This window comes from Streptomyces sp. Da 82-17 (assembly GCF_046098215.1).
In the GTDB taxonomy this organism is placed as follows: Bacteria; Actinomycetota; Actinomycetes; order Streptomycetales; family Streptomycetaceae; genus Streptomyces.
Window position 1 is genome coordinate 51207 of sequence record NZ_JBJURH010000031.1, and the last position, 18709, is coordinate 69915.

The 18709-nt window shown below is 71.7% G+C and carries 20 protein-coding genes; 11 read left to right on the forward strand and 9 right to left on the reverse strand.

Annotation, left to right across the window (positions count from 1 at the left end):
* Nucleotides 1-110 precede the first annotated feature (110 nt).
* The 5 genes from ACIDOF_RS35120 to ACIDOF_RS35140 all read right to left on the reverse strand — a co-directional run bounded on the left by ACIDOF_RS35120 (nt 111) and on the right by ACIDOF_RS35140 (nt 9500).
* Complete coding sequence (locus tag ACIDOF_RS35120; RefSeq protein ID WP_409010290.1) at nt 111-1715, reverse strand: BCCT family transporter; 1605 nt, start codon at nt 1713-1715, stop codon at nt 111-113.
* A gap of 260 nt (nt 1716-1975) precedes the next feature.
* A complete protein-coding gene (locus ACIDOF_RS35125) occupies nt 1976-2290 on the reverse strand; it encodes a hypothetical protein (RefSeq protein WP_409010291.1) in 315 nt (104 codons plus the stop codon).
* 110 nt (nt 2291-2400) lie between these two features.
* A complete protein-coding gene (locus tag ACIDOF_RS35130) occupies nt 2401-5130 on the reverse strand; it encodes an FG-GAP-like repeat-containing protein (protein WP_409010292.1) in 2730 nt (909 codons plus the stop codon).
* A gap of 270 nt (nt 5131-5400) precedes the next feature.
* Complete coding sequence (locus tag ACIDOF_RS35135; protein WP_409010293.1) at nt 5401-8778, reverse strand: pyruvate carboxylase; 3378 nt, start codon at nt 8776-8778, stop codon at nt 5401-5403.
* A gap of 272 nt (nt 8779-9050) precedes the next feature.
* Entirely contained in the window at nt 9051-9500 is a 450-nt protein-coding gene (locus tag ACIDOF_RS35140; protein ID WP_409010294.1) for a spore-associated protein, read from the reverse strand.
* Nucleotides 9501-9744: 244 nt separating this feature from the next.
* On the opposite strand from ACIDOF_RS35140, the gene ACIDOF_RS35145 reads away from it, so the two are divergent.
* From ACIDOF_RS35145 to ACIDOF_RS35155, 3 genes are read left to right on the forward strand one after another with little or no spacing between them, the layout of a single operon-like run.
* A complete protein-coding gene (locus ACIDOF_RS35145; RefSeq protein WP_409010295.1) occupies nt 9745-10071 on the forward strand; it encodes a plasmid stabilization protein in 327 nt (108 codons plus the stop codon).
* Nucleotides 10072-10081: 10 nt separating this feature from the next.
* On the forward strand, nt 10082-11044 hold the full coding sequence (locus tag ACIDOF_RS35150) for an LLM class F420-dependent oxidoreductase (RefSeq protein WP_409010296.1): 963 nt from the start codon (nt 10082-10084) through the stop codon (nt 11042-11044).
* The gene (locus ACIDOF_RS35155) at nt 11041-11730 is read left to right on the forward strand and encodes an HAD family hydrolase (RefSeq protein ID WP_409010297.1); all 690 of its coding nucleotides are present in this window, start codon (nt 11041-11043) and stop codon (nt 11728-11730) included. Before ACIDOF_RS35150 ends, ACIDOF_RS35155 begins: the two co-directional genes overlap by 4 nt.
* Before the next feature lie 95 nt (nt 11731-11825).
* On the opposite strand, the gene ACIDOF_RS35160 is transcribed toward ACIDOF_RS35155, so the two are convergent.
* The gene (locus ACIDOF_RS35160) at nt 11826-12026 is read right to left on the reverse strand and encodes a CsbD family protein (RefSeq protein ID WP_409010298.1); all 201 of its coding nucleotides are present in this window, start codon (nt 12024-12026) and stop codon (nt 11826-11828) included.
* A gap of 223 nt (nt 12027-12249) precedes the next feature.
* Between ACIDOF_RS35160 and ACIDOF_RS35165 the strand changes: the two genes are divergently transcribed.
* From ACIDOF_RS35165 to ACIDOF_RS35200, 8 genes are read left to right on the forward strand one after another with little or no spacing between them, the layout of a single operon-like run.
* Nucleotides 12250-12573 (forward strand): gas vesicle protein, encoded by a 324-nt coding sequence (locus tag ACIDOF_RS35165; RefSeq protein WP_409010299.1) that lies wholly within the window; start codon nt 12250-12252, stop codon nt 12571-12573.
* Between the two features lie 15 nt (nt 12574-12588).
* Nucleotides 12589-13131, forward strand: coding sequence for a gas vesicle structural protein GvpA (locus ACIDOF_RS35170; RefSeq protein WP_409010300.1), 543 nt, complete (start codon nt 12589-12591; stop codon nt 13129-13131).
* Nucleotides 13132-13134: 3 nt separating this feature from the next.
* Entirely contained in the window at nt 13135-13848 is a 714-nt protein-coding gene (locus ACIDOF_RS35175) for a GvpL/GvpF family gas vesicle protein (RefSeq protein ID WP_409010301.1), read from the forward strand.
* Nucleotides 13849-13857: 9 nt separating this feature from the next.
* Nucleotides 13858-14118, forward strand: a complete 261-nt coding sequence (locus tag ACIDOF_RS35180) for a gas vesicle protein GvpG (protein ID WP_409010302.1) — start codon at nt 13858-13860, stop codon at nt 14116-14118.
* On the forward strand, nt 14115-14597 hold the full coding sequence (locus tag ACIDOF_RS35185) for a gas vesicle protein (RefSeq protein ID WP_409010303.1): 483 nt from the start codon (nt 14115-14117) through the stop codon (nt 14595-14597). Before ACIDOF_RS35180 ends, ACIDOF_RS35185 begins: the two co-directional genes overlap by 4 nt.
* Entirely contained in the window at nt 14597-15442 is an 846-nt protein-coding gene (locus ACIDOF_RS35190) for a GvpL/GvpF family gas vesicle protein (RefSeq protein ID WP_409010304.1), read from the forward strand. Before ACIDOF_RS35185 ends, ACIDOF_RS35190 begins: the two co-directional genes overlap by 1 nt.
* Before the next feature lie 47 nt (nt 15443-15489).
* A complete protein-coding gene (locus ACIDOF_RS35195; protein ID WP_409010321.1) occupies nt 15490-15753 on the forward strand; it encodes a gas vesicle protein in 264 nt (87 codons plus the stop codon).
* Complete coding sequence (locus ACIDOF_RS35200; protein ID WP_409010305.1) at nt 15743-16156, forward strand: gas vesicle protein K; 414 nt, start codon at nt 15743-15745, stop codon at nt 16154-16156. The genes ACIDOF_RS35195 and ACIDOF_RS35200 overlap by 11 nt, the downstream gene beginning before the upstream one ends.
* A gap of 26 nt (nt 16157-16182) precedes the next feature.
* Here the strand turns inward: ACIDOF_RS35200 and ACIDOF_RS35205 are convergent, their stop codons facing one another.
* The 3 genes from ACIDOF_RS35205 to ACIDOF_RS35215 form a co-directional block, all read right to left on the reverse strand.
* The gene (locus ACIDOF_RS35205) at nt 16183-17034 is read right to left on the reverse strand and encodes a Rieske 2Fe-2S domain-containing protein (protein WP_409010306.1); all 852 of its coding nucleotides are present in this window, start codon (nt 17032-17034) and stop codon (nt 16183-16185) included.
* Between the two features lie 76 nt (nt 17035-17110).
* On the reverse strand, nt 17111-18025 hold the full coding sequence (locus ACIDOF_RS35210) for an SRPBCC family protein (RefSeq protein ID WP_409010307.1): 915 nt from the start codon (nt 18023-18025) through the stop codon (nt 17111-17113).
* A gap of 5 nt (nt 18026-18030) precedes the next feature.
* Complete coding sequence (locus ACIDOF_RS35215; RefSeq protein WP_409010308.1) at nt 18031-18639, reverse strand: histone protein; 609 nt, start codon at nt 18637-18639, stop codon at nt 18031-18033.
* Nucleotides 18640-18709: the final 70 nt, after the last annotated feature.

Here is an 18709-nt window from a genome sequence, read left to right on the forward strand (position 1 = left end):
TCGCTTTACGCAACGAGTCTGGAGGGGGTCCGGGGGCGCTGTCAAGGCGCTGCGAGGCGGCGCCGAAAGCGGCACGGGAACGGTCCCGCCGACCGCGCCCCCGAGGGGGCCTACGACTCCCGCGCGCCCGCCATGACACCGGCCGGACCGGCGGACTCCTCCGCCTCGACGGCGTCCTCAACTTCCTTTCTCAGAACGGAAGTTGGGTCACCGGGGTGCGGTTCGGCACGGAGTGCCTTCACGAGCGAGACGCACATGCCGATCATCACGAACAGGAACGGGAACGCCGCGAGGATCGCCACCTGTTTGACGGCTTCGAGCCCGCCGGCCATCAGCAGCACCGCCGCGACCAGACCGGTCAGCGCGCCCCAGAGGATCACCACCAGGCGGCTCGGGTTGACGCTGCCGCGACAGGAGAGCGTGCCGAGCACCACGGACGCCGCATCCGCCCCGCTGACGAAGAACAGCCCGACGAGCACCATGACGACCACCGAAGTGACCTGGAACCAGGGCAGGTTGGCGAGCGTGGCGAAAAGGCCCGCCTCCTCGCCCTTGGCGACGGCCTCGGACAGCTTCGCCCCGTGCATCTCCTGGTTCAGCGCCGTACCGCCGAGGATCGCGAACCACACCACGCTCACCAGGCTCGGCGCGAGGATCACGCCGACGATGAACTGCCGGATCGTACGGCCGCGCGAGATCCGCGCGATGAACATGCCGACGAACGGCGTCCAGGAGATCCACCACGCCCAGTAGAAGACCGTCCACCCGGACAGCCACTCGCCGCCGCCGAACGCACCGGTGCGGAAACTCATCTGCGGCAGCGACGCGAGATAGCCGCCGACGGCCTCGGTCTGGCTGTTCAGGATGAACACCGTCGGCCCGGCGACGAACACGAACAACAACAGCACCCCGGCCAGGATCATGTTGCCGTTGCTCAGCCACTGGATGCCGCGGTGCACACCCGACAGCGCGGACAGCACGAAGAGCACCGTGAGCACGGCGATGACCGACACCGCGAGCCCCGTCGAACTCCCAACGCCCCACACCGAGTTGAGGCCGCTGTTGATCTGCATCGCACCGAGACCGAGCGACACGGCGGAGCCGAAGAGCGTCGCGAAGATCGCCAGGATGTCGATGGACTTGCCGATCGGCCCGTCCACCCGGTCCCCGAGCAGCGGCCGGAACGCACAGCTGATCAGGTTGCTGCCGCCCTTGCGGAACCCGAAGTAGGCGAGCACGAGCCCGGCCACCGCGTACAGCGCCCACGGGTGGATGGCCCAGTGGAAGTACGAGTATTCGAGGGCGACCCGCGCCGCGTTCCCCGAGCCCGCCTCGGCGGTGCCCGGCGGCGGGCTCGCCATATGCATGACCGGCTCGCTCGCCCCGTAGAACATCAACCCGATGCCCATGCCCGCGCTGAACATCATCGCGACCCAGGACGCGGTACGGAACTCCGGCCGCTCGTCGTCCCGGCCGAGCCGGATGTCGCCGAACCGGCTCACGGCGAGCGCCCCGGCGAGGAGCACGAAACCGGCGCTTGCCAGCACGAACAACCAGCCGAACCGGTCGATGACCAGCCCGAGGGTGGACTCGGCCACCGCGGCGAGGCTGTCGGTGAAGAAGACGCCCCAGCCGACGAAGAGGGCCGCCAACGTCACGGACACGTACAGGACCGCCGGGTCGATCCGTGTTTCTGATCTTGCTTTCCTAGCCATGACCTTGCTCATCCGACGCCTTTCGAAGGGGGGATGCCGGGCGGGGCTCGAACGCCACCACTCCCGGTGATTGCATATGGCGCAACCAGGACCTCAGTGCGCAACACAGTTCCCTCCGTCCCACGACAACGTCAAGCCCCCGTGCAGCCCTCGTTCACCCGGAACGTTCACGGGGGCGCACAACAAGGCGCCCCCGTCCGGAGGTTCGGATCGGGGGCGCCGAAAAGCTGTAGGGACCAGGCGTCTCGCGGTGCGGGACGTCACTCCTCCTCGCGCGCGATCTGCAGCGCGAGGGCCTGGAGGACCGCCTCGGTGGGACTGTCGGGTTCGGTGCTGTCGTACGCGTCGGCAACCGTCTGGAAGGCCAGGACAAGGCCGTTGAACAGATTGCTCAACGGCTCGGACAGCTGGGCGAGGACGGCCTCGCTGATCTCCGCCGGGTCCTGGGTGTCGGGGACCAGGAACTGCGTGGGGACGACCTCCCCGAGCAGCTCGGACACATAGTCCGCCCCGACTCCGCCACGCAGGGCCGTGAGTGCCGCGATCGCCTTGAGCTGGATCTCCTGCTCCGTCATGTGACGAGGGTACGAGGCGCACCCGCCGCGTACCGCCCGGCTCGGCGGTGCCGGGAGGCGCGGCGCGCCCGGGGCGTGGACGGCCCCGGGCGCACCGCTTCCGCCGGGCCTCAGCCGGTGGGCGTGAGGGACTCGCCCAGGCGGGCGCCCGCGGGAGTGCCGAGCTGCGTGACGCCGTAGTACACGGCGCCGGTGGTGGACACGCCCTTGCTGCCGCTGTCCAGCTGCAGGATCGTGCCGTTGCCCGCGTCCTCGCCGTCCACGCCGATGGCGAGGTCGGCCCGGCCGTAGCCGGACAGGTCGTGCAGGACGACGGCCGAGCCGAGCCGGTCGCCGGCCTCGGTGGCGCCGCTGATGCCGGTGGTGTCCTGCGTGTACGCGACCGTGCCGGTGCCGCTCAGGCCGGTCGACGTGCCCTTGATCAGCAGGCTGGTGCCCGCGTCCTTGCGGGCCGTGCCGTCGCGCGTCATGTCCTCGTGGGGCGCGCCCGCCAGGACGTCCGCGTACCCGTCGGCGTTCACGTCGCCCGCGGACACCGACCAGCCGAGCGCGTCGCCCGCCTCGGCCGCTCCCGGCACCCCGGACGTGTCCTGGTGGATCGTGCGCATCCCGGTCGTGGTGAACCCGGTGGACGTGCCGAGGACCATGGTCAGCTGACCGCCCGCGTACGCGCCCGACTCTGCGGTGTACGGCTGGCCGATGACGAGGTCGTCGTAGCCGTTGCCGTTGAAGTCGCCGACGGCGAGGGAGCGGCCGCCCTTCACGGAGAGCACGCCGACTTTGGTCAGGCCCGCCTTGCCGCCCTTGAACCAGGCGACGCGGCCGACGCCGGACTGGTCGCGGTAGTTGAGGGCCACGTCCCCGTAGCCGTCGCGGTTGAAGTCGCCCGTCGCGGCGTCCGCGTACGAGAGCGCTCCGGTCGCCGAGGTCAGGGCGCCGCCGGTGCCGGTGCCGGAGCCGGTGCGCGCGTACCAGCCGCCGCCGCTGCCGGTGGCGGCCGCGAACACGTCCGCCTTGCCGTCGGAGTTGAAGTCGCCGACGGTGACGGCCGAGCCGAACTTCGCGCCGGTCGTCGGGGCGCCGGCGCCCGTGGTGAAGGACGTGCCGGTGGCCAGGGACGGGCCGTACAGGACGGTGACGGCGCCCCGGTCCGCGTGGCCGGAGGTGTCGTCCTCGCCGGGCGCGCCGATCGCGAGGTCGGCGTGGCCGTCGCCGTCGATGTCGCCCCACGCGGTGGCGGCGCCGAAGTTGTCGCCGGACTCGGAGGCGCCGGGGACACCGGGGCTGGACTGGGTGAGGGTCCGCTTGGCGGTGGCGACGGGGCCGTCGAGGCCGCCGGGCACCACGGTCAGGGTGCCCACGCCGCCGGAGGCGCGCGGGGTGCCCGCGACCAGGTCGGGGATGCCGTCGCGGTCGACGTCGGCGGTGGGGACGGCGGAGTCGCGGGCCGGGCTCGCGGCGTACCGGCGGATCTCGCCGAGCTTCGCGTACAGGTTCTCGCCGGGGCACTGGGTGGCGAAGCCGTCCCGGTGCCCGGAGATCACGTTGAACTCCTTGAGCACGCCGTTGTACTCGGTGCCGTCGGACTTGGTGAGGATCTGCTGCAGCGTCACCTTGCCCTGCGGGTCACCGCCGTACTGGCCGAGCTTCCAGGCCGCGACCCGGGACGCCGATTCGAGCGCGGCGCGGCTGGGGCGTCCGGCCGGGGTGGTCGCATTGCCCTCGAAGTCGCCGAGGAAGGCGATGCCGGTCGAGTACTTGTTGTAGCCGTAGGTGTGCGCGCCCTTGACCGGCAGGTCGACGCCGCCGCCCCGGCCCTCGAAGATCCGGCCGCACTTGTCGACGAGGAAGTTGTAGCCCAGGTCGTTCCAGCCCTCGACGTCCACGTGGTACGCCATGATGCCGCGCACCAGGGCCGGGGACTCGGCGCAGCTGTAGTTGTTGCCGCCGACCGTGTGGTGGACGAAGACCGCCTGGATCTTGTCGATGTACTCGACGGGGTCCTTCACCTTGGACTCGTCGGCGCCCCACGCGGCCCGGCCGATGATCGGCGGCCGGTTCACCGTGGACGGCGGCGCCGGGGGCTTGGTCGGGGTGGGCTCGGGGGACGTGGTGGGCTCCCCGGTCGGGTTCCCGGTCGGCTCGCCCGTGGGCTCTCCGGTGGGCCCGGTGGTCGGCTCCGTCGTCGGCTCCGCGGTGGGGGCGGGCGTCGTGGGGTCGGGCGCGGGGCCCGTGGGCGCCGGGTCCGTCGGCGTCGGGTCGGCGGGGGCCGGCTCCTCGGTGGCGGCGGGCAGCGCGTACGCCGCCGGGCTCATCGCCTCCGGGTCCAGGGCCGGGTCGCTCGCCTCCTTCGCGGTCACGCCCGGGTCGACCAGGTTGACCTCAAGTCCCTTGGGCAGGCTGTCCGTCGAGGTTCCGTCGGCCGCGACGACCCGCACCTCGACACCGTCCGACGGCCCCACCCACAGCGGCTCGGACGCGCCCCGCATACCGGGCTCCACGTCCTCCTGCACATGCGGGTCGAGGCCCAGCGGCTGCCACACGGACCAGGCGCCGCTCTCCACCGACCGGGTGCGCACCTCGGCGCGGCCCTCGACCGTCTTCCGCGGGCCCTGCCAGGAGACGCCGAGCAGCGAGAACGGCTCGGTGGCGGTGCGCGGCAGCTCGCGCTTCCCGGCGCCCGCCGAACGCAGCGCGATGTCGTACACCTCGACCGGCCGCTTGCTGCGCGCCGCCCCGCCGCCCGCCGTGTCCGGTCCGGCCATGGCGTACGTGGCGATTCCGGTGCCGCCGACGACGACCGCTCCGAGCGTCACCCAGACCCGTCGCCGCAGCGGCATGGCTCTATAGCCTCTTGTACCTTTCGGGCTCAATTGCCCCACCCCTCAGGGTAGTTCTGTGCGTAACGAGCAAGTACGACTCCCGGGAGAGGCAGGTGGTTGTACGTTCAAGGGAACATTTTTCAGGGGTGACGTTTCGCGGCGGGACGACGCTGTTCTTGGGCGGCCCGCTCGGAAGAACGGCCCGTACGGGAGGAAAACGGACGCGCCCCCGCGGCGGGGACGCGAGGTCCGCCGCCGCGGGGGCGCGACGTGAGGGGGTGCCGGGGCTCAGCGGATTTCGAGCAGCAGGTCTCCCCCTTCCACCTGCTGGATCTCCCCGATCGCCAACCGGGCGACCTTGCCGCTGCGTTGGGCCGTGATCGTGGCCTCCATCTTCATCGCCTCGATGGTGGCGACCGTCTGCCCGGCCTCGACCGGCGAGCCCTCCTGCACCTGCAGCGTGACGACGCCCGCGAAGGGCGCTGCCACATGGCCGTCGTTGCCGCGGTCGGCCTTCTCGGCGACCTTGACCTCCGTAGCGATGGACGTGTCGCGCACGGCGACCGGGCGGAGCTGGCCGTTGAGGGTCGCGAGGACCGTGCGGTAGCCGCGCTCGTCGGCCTCCGAGATGGCCTCCAGCTCGATCAGCAGGTTCACGCCCTGCTCCAGGGTGACGGTGTGCTCCGTCTCCGGTTCGAGGCCGTAGAAGAAGTCCTTGGTGGAGAGCACCGAGGTGTCCCCGTACGTCTCGCGGTGGGCCTCGAACTCCTTGGTGGGGCCGGGGAAGAGCAGCCGGTTCAGGGTGGCGCGGCGGTTGTCGCGCAGGCCCTCGCGGTCCTCCTCGGTGAGCTGCGCGGTCTCGGCCTTCGTGGGGCGGCCTTCGAGGGCGCGGGTGCGGAACGGCTCGGGCCAGCCGCCGGGCGGGTCGCCGAGCTCGCCGCGCAGGAAGCCGATCACCGAGTCCGGCAGGTCGAACTTGGCCGGGTCGGTCTCGAAGTCCCGCGCCTCGACCCCGGCCCCGACCAGGTGCAGGGCCAGGTCGCCGACGACCTTGGAGGACGGGGTGACCTTCACGAGCCGGCCCAGCATCGCGTCCGCGGCGGCGTAGCAGTCCTCGATCAGCTCGAAGCGGTCGCCGAGGCCGAGCGCGATGGCCTGCTGGCGCAGGTTGGACAGCTGGCCGCCGGGGATCTCGTGGTGGTAGACCCGCCCGGTGGGCGAGGCGAGCCCGGACTCGAAGGGCCGGTAGACCTTGCGTACGGCCTCCCAGTACGGCTCCAGGTCGCCGACCGCCTGCAGGGACAGGCCCGTTGCGCGGTCGGTGTGGTCGGTGGCGGCGACCAGGGCGGACAGGGAGGGCTGGCTGGTGGTGCCCGCCATGGACGCGACGGCCGCGTCGACGGCGTCCACCCCGGCGTCGATCGCCGCGATCAGCGTGGCCAGCTGACCGCCCGCGGTGTCGTGCGTGTGCAGGTGGACGGGCAGGTCGAACCGCTCGCGCAGCGCGGTGACCAGCTTGCGGGCCGCCGGGGGACGCAGCAGCCCCGCCATGTCCTTGATCGCCAGGACATGCGCCCCGGCCGCGACGATCTCCTCGGCCAGCCGCAGGTAGTAGTCGAGGGTGTAGAGCCGCTCGCCGGGGTCGCTGAGGTCACCGGTGTAGCAGAGGGCGACTTCGGCGACGGCGGTGCCGGTGGCGCGTACGGCGTCGATGGCGGGACGCATCTGCGCGACGTCGTTGAGGGCGTCGAAGATGCGGAAGATGTCCATGCCGGTCGCGGCGGCCTCGGCGACGAACGCGTCGGTCACCTCGGTCGGGTACGGCGTGTAGCCGACGGTGTTGCGGCCGCGGAGCAGCATCTGGGTGCAGATGTTCGGCGCGGCCTCCCGCAGCAGGGCGAGGCGTTCCCACGGGTCCTCGGCGAGGAACCGCAGCGCCACGTCGTACGTCGCTCCGCCCCAGCACTCCAGGCTGAGCAGTTCCGGCGCCGTGCGGGCCACGTGCGGGGCGACGGCGAGGAGGTCGCGGGTGCGGACGCGGGTGGCGAGGAGCGACTGGTGGGCGTCGCGGAACGTGGTGTCGGTGACGGCGACCGCGCTCTGTCCGCGCAGCTCGGCCGCGAACGCCTCGGGCCCGAGCTCGGCGAGCCGCTGCCGCGAACCGGCGGGCGGCACGGTGGTGAGGTCGGTGGCGGGGAGCTTGTCGGCGGGGTCGACGACGAACGGCCGCGGCCCGTGCGGCTTGTTGACGGTGGTCTCGGCGAGGTGGTGCAGGATGCGGCTGCCCCGGTCGGCGGAGGGGCGGGTGCGCAGGAGTTCGGGCCGCTCGTCGATGAAGCTGGTGGTGACCCGCCCGGCCTGGAAGTCGGGGTCGTGCAGGACGGCGGCCAGGAACGGCAGGTTGGTCGACACCCCGCGGATGCGGAACTCGGCGATGGCACGGCGTGCCCTGCGGGCGGCGTTGGCGAAGTTGTGGCCGTGGCAGGTCAGCTTGACGAGCATCGAGTCGAAGTGCGCGCTGACCTGGGCGCCGGTGTGCACGGTGCCGCCGTCGAGCCGCACGCCGGGGCCGCCGGGCGAGCGGTACGCGGAGATGGTGCCGGTGTCGGGCCGGAAGCCGTTGGCGGGGTCCTCGGTGGTGATCCGGCACTGCAGGGCGGCGCCGGAGAGCACGATGTCGTCCTGCGTGAGGCGCAGTTCGGGCAGGGTGGCGCCGGCGGCGATGCGCAGTTGGGCGATCACCAGGTCGCGGCCGGTGACCTGCTCGGTGACCGTGTGCTCGACCTGGATGCGCGGGTTCATCTCGATGAACACGTGGTTGCCGCGCTCGTCGACGAGGAACTCGACGGTGCCGGCGTTGACGTACCCGATGTGCCGGGCGAAGGCGACGGCGTCGGCGCAGATCCGCTCGCGCAGCTGCGGGTCGAGGTTCGGGGCGGGGGCGATCTCGACGACCTTCTGGTGGCGGCGCTGCACGGAGCAGTCCCGCTCGTAGAGGTGGACGACGTTGCCCTCGGCGTCGGCGAGGATCTGCACCTCGATGTGGCGCGGGTTGACCACGGCCTGTTCGAGGAAGACGGTGCCGTCGCCGAACGCGGACTCGGCCTCCCGGCTGGCGGCGACGATCGATTCGCGCAGCTCCTCGGGCCGGGTGACGCGGCGCATGCCGCGCCCGCCGCCGCCCGCGACGGCCTTGACGAACAGCGGGAAGCCCACGTCGTCGGCCGCGGCGAGCAGCGCGTCCACGTCGGTGGTCGGCTCGGACGAGGCGAGCACCGGCACCCCGGCCTCGCGGGCCGCGGCGACCGCACGGGACTTGTTGCCGGTCAGATGCAGGACGTCCGCGGGCGGCCCGACGAAGGTGATGCCCGCCTCCGCGCACGCGGCGGCGAGGTGCGGGTTCTCGGACAGGAAGCCGTAACCGGGGTAGACGGCGTCGGCGCCGGCCTTGCGCGCGGCCTTGATGATCTCGTCGACCGAGAGGTACGCCCGTACGGGGTGCCCGCGCTCGCCGACCAGATACGACTCGTCGGCCTTCGCCCGGTGCAGTGAGTTGCGGTCCTCGTGCGGGAAGACCGCCACCGTCGAGATCCCCAGCTCGAACGCGGCCCGGAACGCCCGGATCGCGATCTCTCCACGGTTGGCCACGAGCACTTTGGTGAACATCCGATTCCTCAACGTCAGGGGGAAGACACGGTGGTTGAGCAGTGCAGGTGCTTGCGTACCCGCCGCCCACCGCAGACAGCCCTGTCTGCGAACGTGAGCATGGTCACCGGACGTGAACCGCGCCCGTGAGGTCATCGTGACCTGTGCGGTGTACGGGGGCTACTGCTGGGCGGCCTGCTCGCGGGCCCGGCGCGCCCGCACGCCGCAGCCCCGCCCAGGCGTGCCTGAGCGGGGCCGTGGAGTCGCCGTGCCGGTGCGTTCCGGCGGGTGGGTCAGCGGACGGTGGTGACCCGCTTCTCCTTCAGGGCCGCGCAGTTGGAGCCGGTGATCTGGACGTACACGTTGCCGATGCTGCCGCCCCAGTCCACGCAGTGCGCCTTGCCGTAGACGTAGACCGGGCCCGCGTACGACGTGTAGCTGCCGTAGTCGTCGCCGCCCTCGCCGGTGTCCGGGACGTAGATCCAGGACGACATGTCCATGGAGGTGCCGGGGTTGTTGCGGATGGTGACGACGCAGTTCTTGCCGTTGGTCGCGTTGTAGGTCAGGTAGACGGTGCCGCGGGTGCCGACGGGCGCCGAGTTGACGGTCTTGTAGCTGCTGCCGCAGACCTTCTGCGGAGTGGTGTTGGGTGCGGCCGCGGCGGGTGTCGCCAGGGCCGTCGACCCGCCGAGCGCCAGGGCCGCCAGGGCGGAGACGGTCAGGGCAGATCGGTTGAATCGCATATTTCCCCCCATATGAGTGTTGGAGTGGTCTGCTCGCGCTTGGTATGACCCACCACACATGCCGATGGTTGTGCGCTTCGCGGGGATCGCTCGATCGGCCCCGCCCGTGTCGCCGCGCCCGGCCGCCCGGGTTTGAGGTGGAGAGCAGCGGGGACCCGGGGCCATGCCCTAGTGGTGACCCGGCGGCTCCCCCGTGGAGCGGCCACCGAAGCAACCGTCCACCAGCGCGAAGGGGCGCCGTGCCATGCCAGCAGGATCGAGTGCTAAGCGGGAACGGCAGTACGAGCACATCAAGGAAGGCGCACAGAAGCGCGGCGCCTCCGAGAGCCGGGCCAAGGAGATCGCGGCCCGGACCGTGAACAAGGAACGTGCCCGCTCCGGAGAGTCGAAGACCGCGAGCAAGAGCTCCACCAGGGGCTCGAAGTCCGCCTCCCAGAAGGGCGGCGAGCGTTCGCACACCGGCAAGCAGGGGCGGACGAAGGAGCAGCTCTACGAGGAGGCGCAGCGACGCAACATCGAGGGCCGTTCGTCGATGAACAAGGCCGAGCTGCGCAAGGCCCTCGGCGGCTGACGGCGGCGCCATGACTGTGTACGGATATTTCCTCGCGAGCGAGGAGTTCGGCCCGGCCGAGCTCCTCGCCCAGGCGAAGGCGGCGGAGGAAGCCGGGTTCGACGCCCTCGCCATCTCGGACCACTTCCACCCCTGGGGCGACGAGCAGGGGCAGAGCCCGTTCGTCTGGTCGGTGATCGGCGCCCTCTCGCAGGTCTGCTCGCTGCCCGTGACGACGTTCGTCACCTGCCCGACCGTACGGCTGCACCCCGCCCTCAACGCGCAGGCTGCGGCCACCTCCGCCGTGCTGACGAACGGACGCTTCCGCTTCGGCCTGGGCACGGGTGAGGCGCTCAACGAGCATGTCCTGGGCGACCCTTGGCCCGCGGCCGACCAGCGTTTCGAGATGCTGGAAGAGGCCGTAGACGTGATGCGGAAGCTCTTCACCGGCCGGCAGACCACGCACCGCGGACGGCACTACACCGTCGAGAACGCCCGTATCTACACCGTCCCCGACGAGCCCCCGCCGCTCTACGTCTCGGCCTTCGGCCCGCAGGCGGCGGCCCTCGCCGGGCGGATCGCGGACGGCTTCGTCACCATGACGCCGGACGCGGACCTCGTACGGCAGTTCCGGGACGCGGGCGGCGCCGGGAAACCGGTCCTCGGCGGCCTGAAGGTCTGCTGGGGCGGCGACCGCGACCAGGCCGTGAAGACCGCGCACCGGCTGTGGGCCAACCTGCTGCTGCCCGGCGAGCTGGGCCAGGTCCTGCCGATGCCCCAACACTTCGAGCAGGCCACGGAGTTGGTCACCGAGGACATGGTCCGCTCGGGCATGACGTGCGGCGACGACCTGGACGAGCACGTGCGCTCCGTCCGCGCGTACGAGGAGGCCGGCTTCGACGAGGTGTACGTCGGCCAGATCGGCAGCGAGCAGCAGGGCTTCTTCGACTTCTACGGCGGCGAGGTGCTGCCCCGCCTGAGAGGCTCCGCATGACCGCCGCCCAGGGGGCCGGGTGCGCGGCGCTGTTCGACGTGGACGGCACGCTCGTCGACACCAACCACCTCCATGTGACGTGCTGGTGGGAGGCGTTCCGGCAGGCCGGGCACCGGGTCTCGACGCACGCCGTGCACCGCGCGATCGGCCTGCCCTCCGCCGACCTCATCGGGCACCTGCTCGGCGAGGACCGCGACAAGGACGAGGACGAGCAGATCAGCGCCGCCCACCAGGCCCTCTACGGCACGTACGCGGAGCGGCTCGCGCCCCTGGACGGCGCGGGCGACCTGCTGCGGGAGCTGGCCGGCCGGGGCTGGCGCACCGTTCTCGTCACGTCGGCGGGCGGCCGGGAGCTGGAGGCCCTGAAGCGGGCGATCGACGCCGACGACGCGATCACGGCCACGGCGAGCGCGGACGACGTGTCCGCCGGGAAGCCCGCGCCCGAGCCGGTGCGGCACGCCCTCGACCTGGCCGAAGTCGACCCCGGCGGGGCGGTGTTCGTCGGCGACTCGGTCTGGGACATGCGGTCGGCGACCCGGGCGGGCGTACGGCCGGTGGCCCTCCTCTCCGGCGGCATCCCGCACGCGGACCTCCGCGAGGCCGGAGCGGTCGAGGTCCACCGGGACCCGGCCGACCTGCTGGCCCACCTTGCCGCGAGCGTCTTCGAGCGCGTGCGGCGGGACTGAACGAGGCCGCTGTCCGCGTCGGGAACGGCGGGAGCCCGGCGCGCCCTCCGCGAGTCGATCGCGGGGTGGGCGCGCCGGGCTCCTCGGCGCTCGCGTCACATGGCGTCGCGGGGGTTCTCCTGGGCCGAGCGGCGTGCCCTGCGCGCCTGCTCCTCGGCCTTGCCGCGGACCTTCTTCGCCTCGCCGCGGGCCTGGTCCATCTTGCCCTCGGCCTGCTGCCGGCGGTCGCCGGTGACCTTGCCGGTCATTTCCTTGGCCTTGCCCTTTGCCTTGTCCATGCCGCCCTTGTCGGCCATGGGTTCCTCCTTGTTCGGAAAGGCTTGCGCCCTCAACGTATGCGGAATGCGCACCGCGCACACTTCGAAGCGTCACTGTGCGTGGCCGTCGCGGAGTGACCGCAGTTCACGGATGTTTAGGAACGCGATCCGCGTCAACTCGCCCGATAGTCATGACGAGCGCCTTCCGGTGTCAGAGGCACGGTCGGTATCTCGCCTCTCGCCTCCGAATTCGGGAGGGAGCATGGCCGGGAAGAAATCGGACGGCAACGAGAAGGCCCGGGCGTCCGGCAGTGCGGAGAAGCGGCGCGTCTCGGCGCCCCAGGCCATGCGGTACGCGACCGAGCAGCTGGAACAGCTCCTCGGGCACGCCCCCGAGTCCGTGTCGTCCGTGAAACCGACGGACGAGGGCTGGGAGGCGGACGTGGAATTCCTGGAACTGGCACGCGTCCCCGACACCACCAGCGTCCTGGCGAGTTACCGCGTGACGCTCGACGAGGAGGGCGAATTGATGTCGTACGAACGCACCCGGCGCTATACGCGAGGGCAGGTCGACCCCCGCACCTGAAGGGAAGGAAGCACCGTGACTGTGGTGCCGCAGAACGGCGGGCCCGTTTCGCGAGACATCGGCGGAGGCTCCAGCAGCCTTTACGACGTCGTGGACCTGATCCTGGACCGGGGTCTGGTCATCGATGTCTTCGTACGTGTGTCGCTGGTCGGAATCGAATTGGTCAAGGTCGACGCACGCGTCGTGGTCGCGAGCGTCGACACCTATCTGCGTTTCGCCGAGGAGTGCAACCGCCTCGATCTGGAGTCCGGCAAGAAGAAGCCGGAGGAGCTGACGGACCTCGTCGGCGAGGTCACCGAGGGCGGCGCGGAACACAAGACGAAGGGCGCTTTGAGCGGCGCCGCGGAGGCCGTGTCCAACGCCCTGACCGGCGGGAAGAGCGACGAGGAGAGCGAAGGCGGCGACGCGGAGGCCGAGCAGGACGAAGGGCAGGACGAGGGGGAGGACGAAGCGGAGGCCGAGGAGGAGGCCGAGAAGGAGCCCGTGGAGAAGGGCGAGAAGCCCGCGGCGAAGCGAGAGCGGCCGGCCCGCCGGTCGTCCCGGCACGGGAGGGAGTGAGCCATGCCCGTGTACGTCTACTCCATCGTCGGGAGCGACCATCCGCAGCGCCTCGACGACCTCGAAGGCGTGGGTGACCCGCCGGCCGCCCTCCACACCGTGGACGGCGGGGACCTGACGGCGGTCGTCAGCGACGCCCCCGATGACCTCCGGCCGAAGCGGCGCGACCTCGCGGCCCATCAGGCCGTGCAGGAGCGGCTGATGTCCGACGGCGCGGTACTGCCGCTGCAGTTCGGCTTCACGGCACCGGACGGCGATTCCGTACGGGCGGTGCTCCAGGAACGCGCCGAGGAGTTCACCGAGCGGCTGCGGGCGCTGGCGGGGTGCGTCGAGTACCACCTGAAGGCCGCCCAGGAGGAGGAGTCGCTGCTGCGCCGGATCCTCATGGAGTCCGATGAGGCGCGGACGCTCAACGAGCAGATCAGGGGCGGCGACAGCGACCAGAAACTGGCGCTCGCCCTCGGTGAGCTCGTCGCCCAGGAGTACCAGGCCCGCCAGGAACGGCTCGCCGGGTCCGTCCTCGACGCGCTGCGCGGCCACGCCCGGGAGGAGCGCCTGTCGGAGCCGACCGGCAACGACTTCGTGAGCGTGTCCTTCCTCGTGGAGCAGGACGGCGAGGAGGACTTCCGAGCCGCCGTGAACCGGCTCGCCGAGGACCTGGGCGGCGACTTCGACCTGCGGCTGCACGGCCCGCTGCCCGTCTACAGCTTCGTCTAGGGGGGTCTCATGGGCCTGCTCACCCACCTCGCCACCCTCCCGCTGGCGCCCGTGCGCGGTGTGGCCTGGGTGATGGAGCGCGTGGTCGAGGTGGCCGAGAACGAGTACTACGACCCGGCCCCCGTCAAACGTGAACTGGCCGAGCTGGAACAGCAGCTGCTCGCCGGGGACATCGACGAGGAGACGTACGAGCGGAGGGAGGACGAGCTCCTCGACCGGCTGGAGGAGATCACCGCCCATGTCCGGGGCACCTACGAGGAGGGGCCGTGAACGAACCCGTCTCCAGGAGGTTCGGGGACCTCCCCTCCAGGGCCGGCCCGTACGGCCAGGGCTCCTCGGCGAATCTCGCCGACATTCTGGAGCGCGTCCTGGACAAGGGCATCGTGATCGCCGGCGACATCCAGATCAATCTGCTCGACATCGAACTGCTCACCATCAAGCTGCGGCTGCTGGTCGCGTCCGTGGACAAGGCGAAGGAGATGGGCATCGACTGGTGGGAGCACGACCCCGCCCTGTCGTCCCGCGCCTCCGACGGGCACTCCGCGCTCGCCGAGGAGAACCGGAGGCTCCGCGCCGAGATCGAGAAACTGCGGCGGGACACCGAACTGCCGCCCACGGACGAGTCGGAGAGCGTCACGGACATATCGGAGAGCGCCGCGGACGAATCGGAGAGCGACGTCGACGAGGAGCCGGAGGGCGAAGCCGACGCCTCGGAGGGCGGCGGCGGGAAGTCGGAGCGGGGGTCGTGATGAGTGCCACGCTCGTGTACGCGTACGCCGTGGCCCTGGACGCGGACGGGACGCTGGAGCGGTCCGTGTCCGGGCTCCGTGGGGTGGCCGACGCGCCGGTGCACCTCGTGTCGGACGGGCGGGGCGGCCGTGTGGTGTTCGCCGTGAGCCCGGTGCCCGAGCCGGACTTCCGGCAGGACGCGCTCCACGCCCACCTGGAGGACCTGGACTGGCTGGAGTCGACGGCCCGCGCCCACCACGCCGTCATCGAGGCCCTCGCCGCCCGCACCACCGTCCTGCCGCTCCGCCTGGCCACGGTCTACCTGGACGACGAGCGGGTGCGCGAGCTCATCGACGCCGGACACGAGTCGTTCGCGGCCCGGCTCGACGCCCTGGCCGCGCATCTGGAGTGGGGCGTCAAGATCTACGTGGAGGCCGGGGCGCCCGCCCCGACGTCCGCCGAGGCGCCTGCGGACTCCGGCGGGGACGCGCCCCACGACCCCGAACTGAGCCCCGGGCGCGCGTACCTCAGCCGCCGCCGGGCGCAGCGGCGCGACCGCGAGCACACCTACCGCGCGGCCGAGCAGGTCGCCGCCCGCGTCGAGGAGGCGGCGCGCGGGCACGCCGTGGACCGGGTCCGGCACCGGCCGCAGCAGGGCCAACTCGCCCGCGGCCCGGGCGAGAACGTCGTCAACAACTCCTACCTGGTGCCGCGCAACGACGCCGAGCCTTTCCGTACGGACGTGATGCGGGCGGCCGACGGGGTCGGCGGGGTGCGCGTCGAGGTGACCGGCCCCTGGGCCCCGTACTCCTTCGCCGCCCCGGCCGACGACGAAGACGCAGCGGTGCGGAGGACGGCCCCGTGACAGCGCCGGACGCATCGGGCGCAGGGGGCGCACCGGTGGTGGGGCCGCTGCCCGGCCGGCGGTCGGCGCCGGAAGGCCAGCCCGGCCGACAGGCGGCGGAAGGCCTGCCGGAGCGGCAGATCGCGCTGATCGACCTCCTCGACCGGCTGCTCAGCGGCGGCGTGGTCCTCACCGGGGACGTCGTGCTGTCGATCGCCGACATCGATCTCGTACGCGTCTCGCTGCGGGCGTTGATCGTGTCCATCAGCGAGCAGAACCCCTCCCCCTGGCCCGCGCTCGTACCGCCCGGACGTGGCGAGCATGCCGAGTGACGTGCCGCCCCGGGAGGGCGCGAATCGCTACGACGAGGTGGCGGACGCGGCCGCCCGCGCGTTCCGGCTGCTGCCCGCGCCGCCGCCCGACGCGCAGGCCGCGGACGGGGCGGGGACGCGGGGGCCGGCCCGCAGGATCAGCGCCGACCCGGACACGGTGGAACGGGACCTGATCAAGCTGGTGCTCACCCTCGTCGAGCTGCTGCGGCAGCTGATGGAGCGGCAGGCGCTGCATCGTGTCGACGCGGGCGACCTCACCGAGGAGCAGGAGGAGCGCCTCGGCGCCACGCTGATGATCCTGCACGACCGCATGACGGAGCTCTGCGCGCGCTACGGCCTGTCCCTGCAGGACCTCAACATCGACCTCGGCCCGCTCGGCCCGCTGCTGCCGCCGCCGGAGTGACGCGCCGAGCCGCCCGCCGTGAGCCGTCAGCCGGGGCCGGGCAGCCGTACGCGGACGCCGCCGTCGTCGTCGACCCGTACCTCGAAGGACGGCTGCGGGGCGGTGGCCGGGCCCTGGACGTTCCAGCCGTCCGACAGCCGGAAGACGCTGCCGTGCCACGGGCACCGCACACAGCCGTCCTCGACGTCGCCGTCCCACAGCGGCCCGGCCAGGTGGCTGCACCGCCCGGCGATGACGCGGAGCCGCCCGTCCTGCTCACGGAACACCAGCACCGGTACGTCGCCCACGTCCCGGCGCACCGCCTCCCCGACGGGGTAGTCGGTCAGGGTGCCCAACGGGTGCCAGTCCGTGCCCGTCAGACGCGGCACCGATTCCGTCTTGCTGGGGCCCGCGCCCTGCCGGAAGGCGAGGTGCCCGCCGAGCATCGATCCGGCGGCGGCCGCGCACAGCCCCGCGTAGCCGAGCGTCTTGCCGAGCGTCGTACGGCCGCGGCGGCGGTGCAGCCAGGACTGCGCGTACAGGCCGATGGCGGTGGCGACGGACGCCGCGTGCACCAGCCCCGTGCGCTTCTGGTCGTCGCGCTGCTCGGCCCAGTCGACCCAGCCGGCCCAGGCGGTCGGCACGGCCGAGACGACGCCGACGCCGACGAGGAGCCGGGCGCTGCGCCCGGTGCCGGGCACGGCGTCCAGGACCCCGGCGGACAGCCAGGCGCCCATCGGCACCTGGACGAGCGCGGGGTGCAGCGGATGCCCGATCGGCACGCCGTGCAGCACGTCGCGACCGCGCCCGAGGGGCAGCCCGCGCACCACCTTCTGCACCCGCCCGATCACCGGGTCCAGCTGCTCCGACCGCCCCAGCGCGTCAAGGGACTTCAGCACGGCGGCTCCGGCCCGCGCGACGCCCCCGCTCACCACGCCGCCCGCCCGGGCCCGGCGTTTTCCCGTACCACTCCGGTCATTGTTCGCCCTCTTCCTCGTCGTCGTCCTGACCCGATTCCTCTTCGGCTTCGCCTTCGGTCTCGTCGTCGGCTTCGGTCTCGTCCGCGGTGTCGTCCTCGGGTTCCTCTTCGGATTCCTCTTCCTGTTCGTCCTCTTCTGCTTCCTCGGCTTCCTCGGCCTCCTCGGCTTCTTCCTCCTCCAGGGCTTCCTCGTGGGTGCGGACGACTTCGCCGTCGCGTATCTCGCCGCGCCAGCCCTCGGGCACTTCGTCGGTCAGCGTGACGTGGCGCTGGAAGTGTTTGAGGTCGAGGCGCATGCGCCGCCCCTGGGCGCGCCAGAGATTTCCGGTCTTCTCGAAGAATCCCGAGGGGTAGTACTCGACGACCAGCACGATGCGGGTCAGGTTGGGCGCGACCGCGTGGAAACTGACCGCGCCCCGCGTCGACCCCTTGGCGCCCTCGGAGGTCCACACGATCCGGTCGTCGGGCAGCTGCTCCTGAACGGTCGCCCGCCAACTCCGCGTGGACGGGCCGACCTTCGCCTTCCAGTCGCTCTCCGTGTCGTCGCTCTGCGAGACGTTCCGTACGCCCTTGGTGAAGCTGCTGAACTTCTCGTACTGCGTCCAGTGGTCGTAGGCCGTACGCAGGGGGACGCCGACGTCGACGACCTCGATGATGTTGGTGACCTTCTGATCCCCGGAACCGCTCCCTTTCCCGCCTCCCAGGGTTTCCTTGACCTTCTGGATTCCAGCTCCGATCTGGGCGAGGGATCCGCCTTTCTCGGCCACATCGGTGAGCCGTTCGGTCATGTCGCCGAGTTTGTCCCCGGCGCGTTCGGCGAGATCTCCCACCCACGCGGTGGCGAATTGACCGAGTTCCTCGCGCAGCCGGTCGAGCACCTGGGTCGCGTCGCTCTGCTCCGTCTTGGCCATGACCCTCACCTCCGGCGCTCATCGCGCGCGGACGCCTTCGCGGCGGATTTCGATGTGCTCTTCTTCGAGGCGGTGTTCTTCGAGGCGGTTTTCTTCGAGGCCGCTCTTTTCGATGCGGTCTTCTTGGTGGAGCTCGTCTTCGTCGAGGTCTTCTTGGCAGCGCTCTTCTTCTTGGCAGGCCCCGACTTCTGCCCGGCCCCCTTCTTCTGAGCGGGCCGTTTCTTCTGGGCCGGCCGCTTCTTCTCTGCGGACCCGCCGCCCTCCTCGCCCTCCGCTTCCGGCTCCGCTTCCGCTTCCGTACCGCTCTCGAGCAGCCGGGTCCGTTCGTGGAGTGAGTCGGCGAGGGTGGTCAGCTGGCGGTTGGCGGCGGTGGTGACGGCCTTGCGGCCGGCGTCCAGGACTTCCCCGCGCAGCTGCTCGCCCAACTCGGCGACCTGCGGGATCTCGCCGAGTTTGCGGGCGCCCTGAGTCAGGAGCTGACGCGGATCGAGCGCCAGCCGACGACCGGCGACATAGGACGCCAGCGTCAGGGCGAACCGTGCTTTCTTCGTCCGGCCCAGGACGTACCCACCGGCCAGCGCCGCGGCCAGAAGGGGTTTGTTCACGTCACTCATGGGTGAGTCACCTTCTCGTACGCCTGCAGCCCGCGAAGGCTGCGCGAGCTGCCCTTCGGAGGCAGCGCCC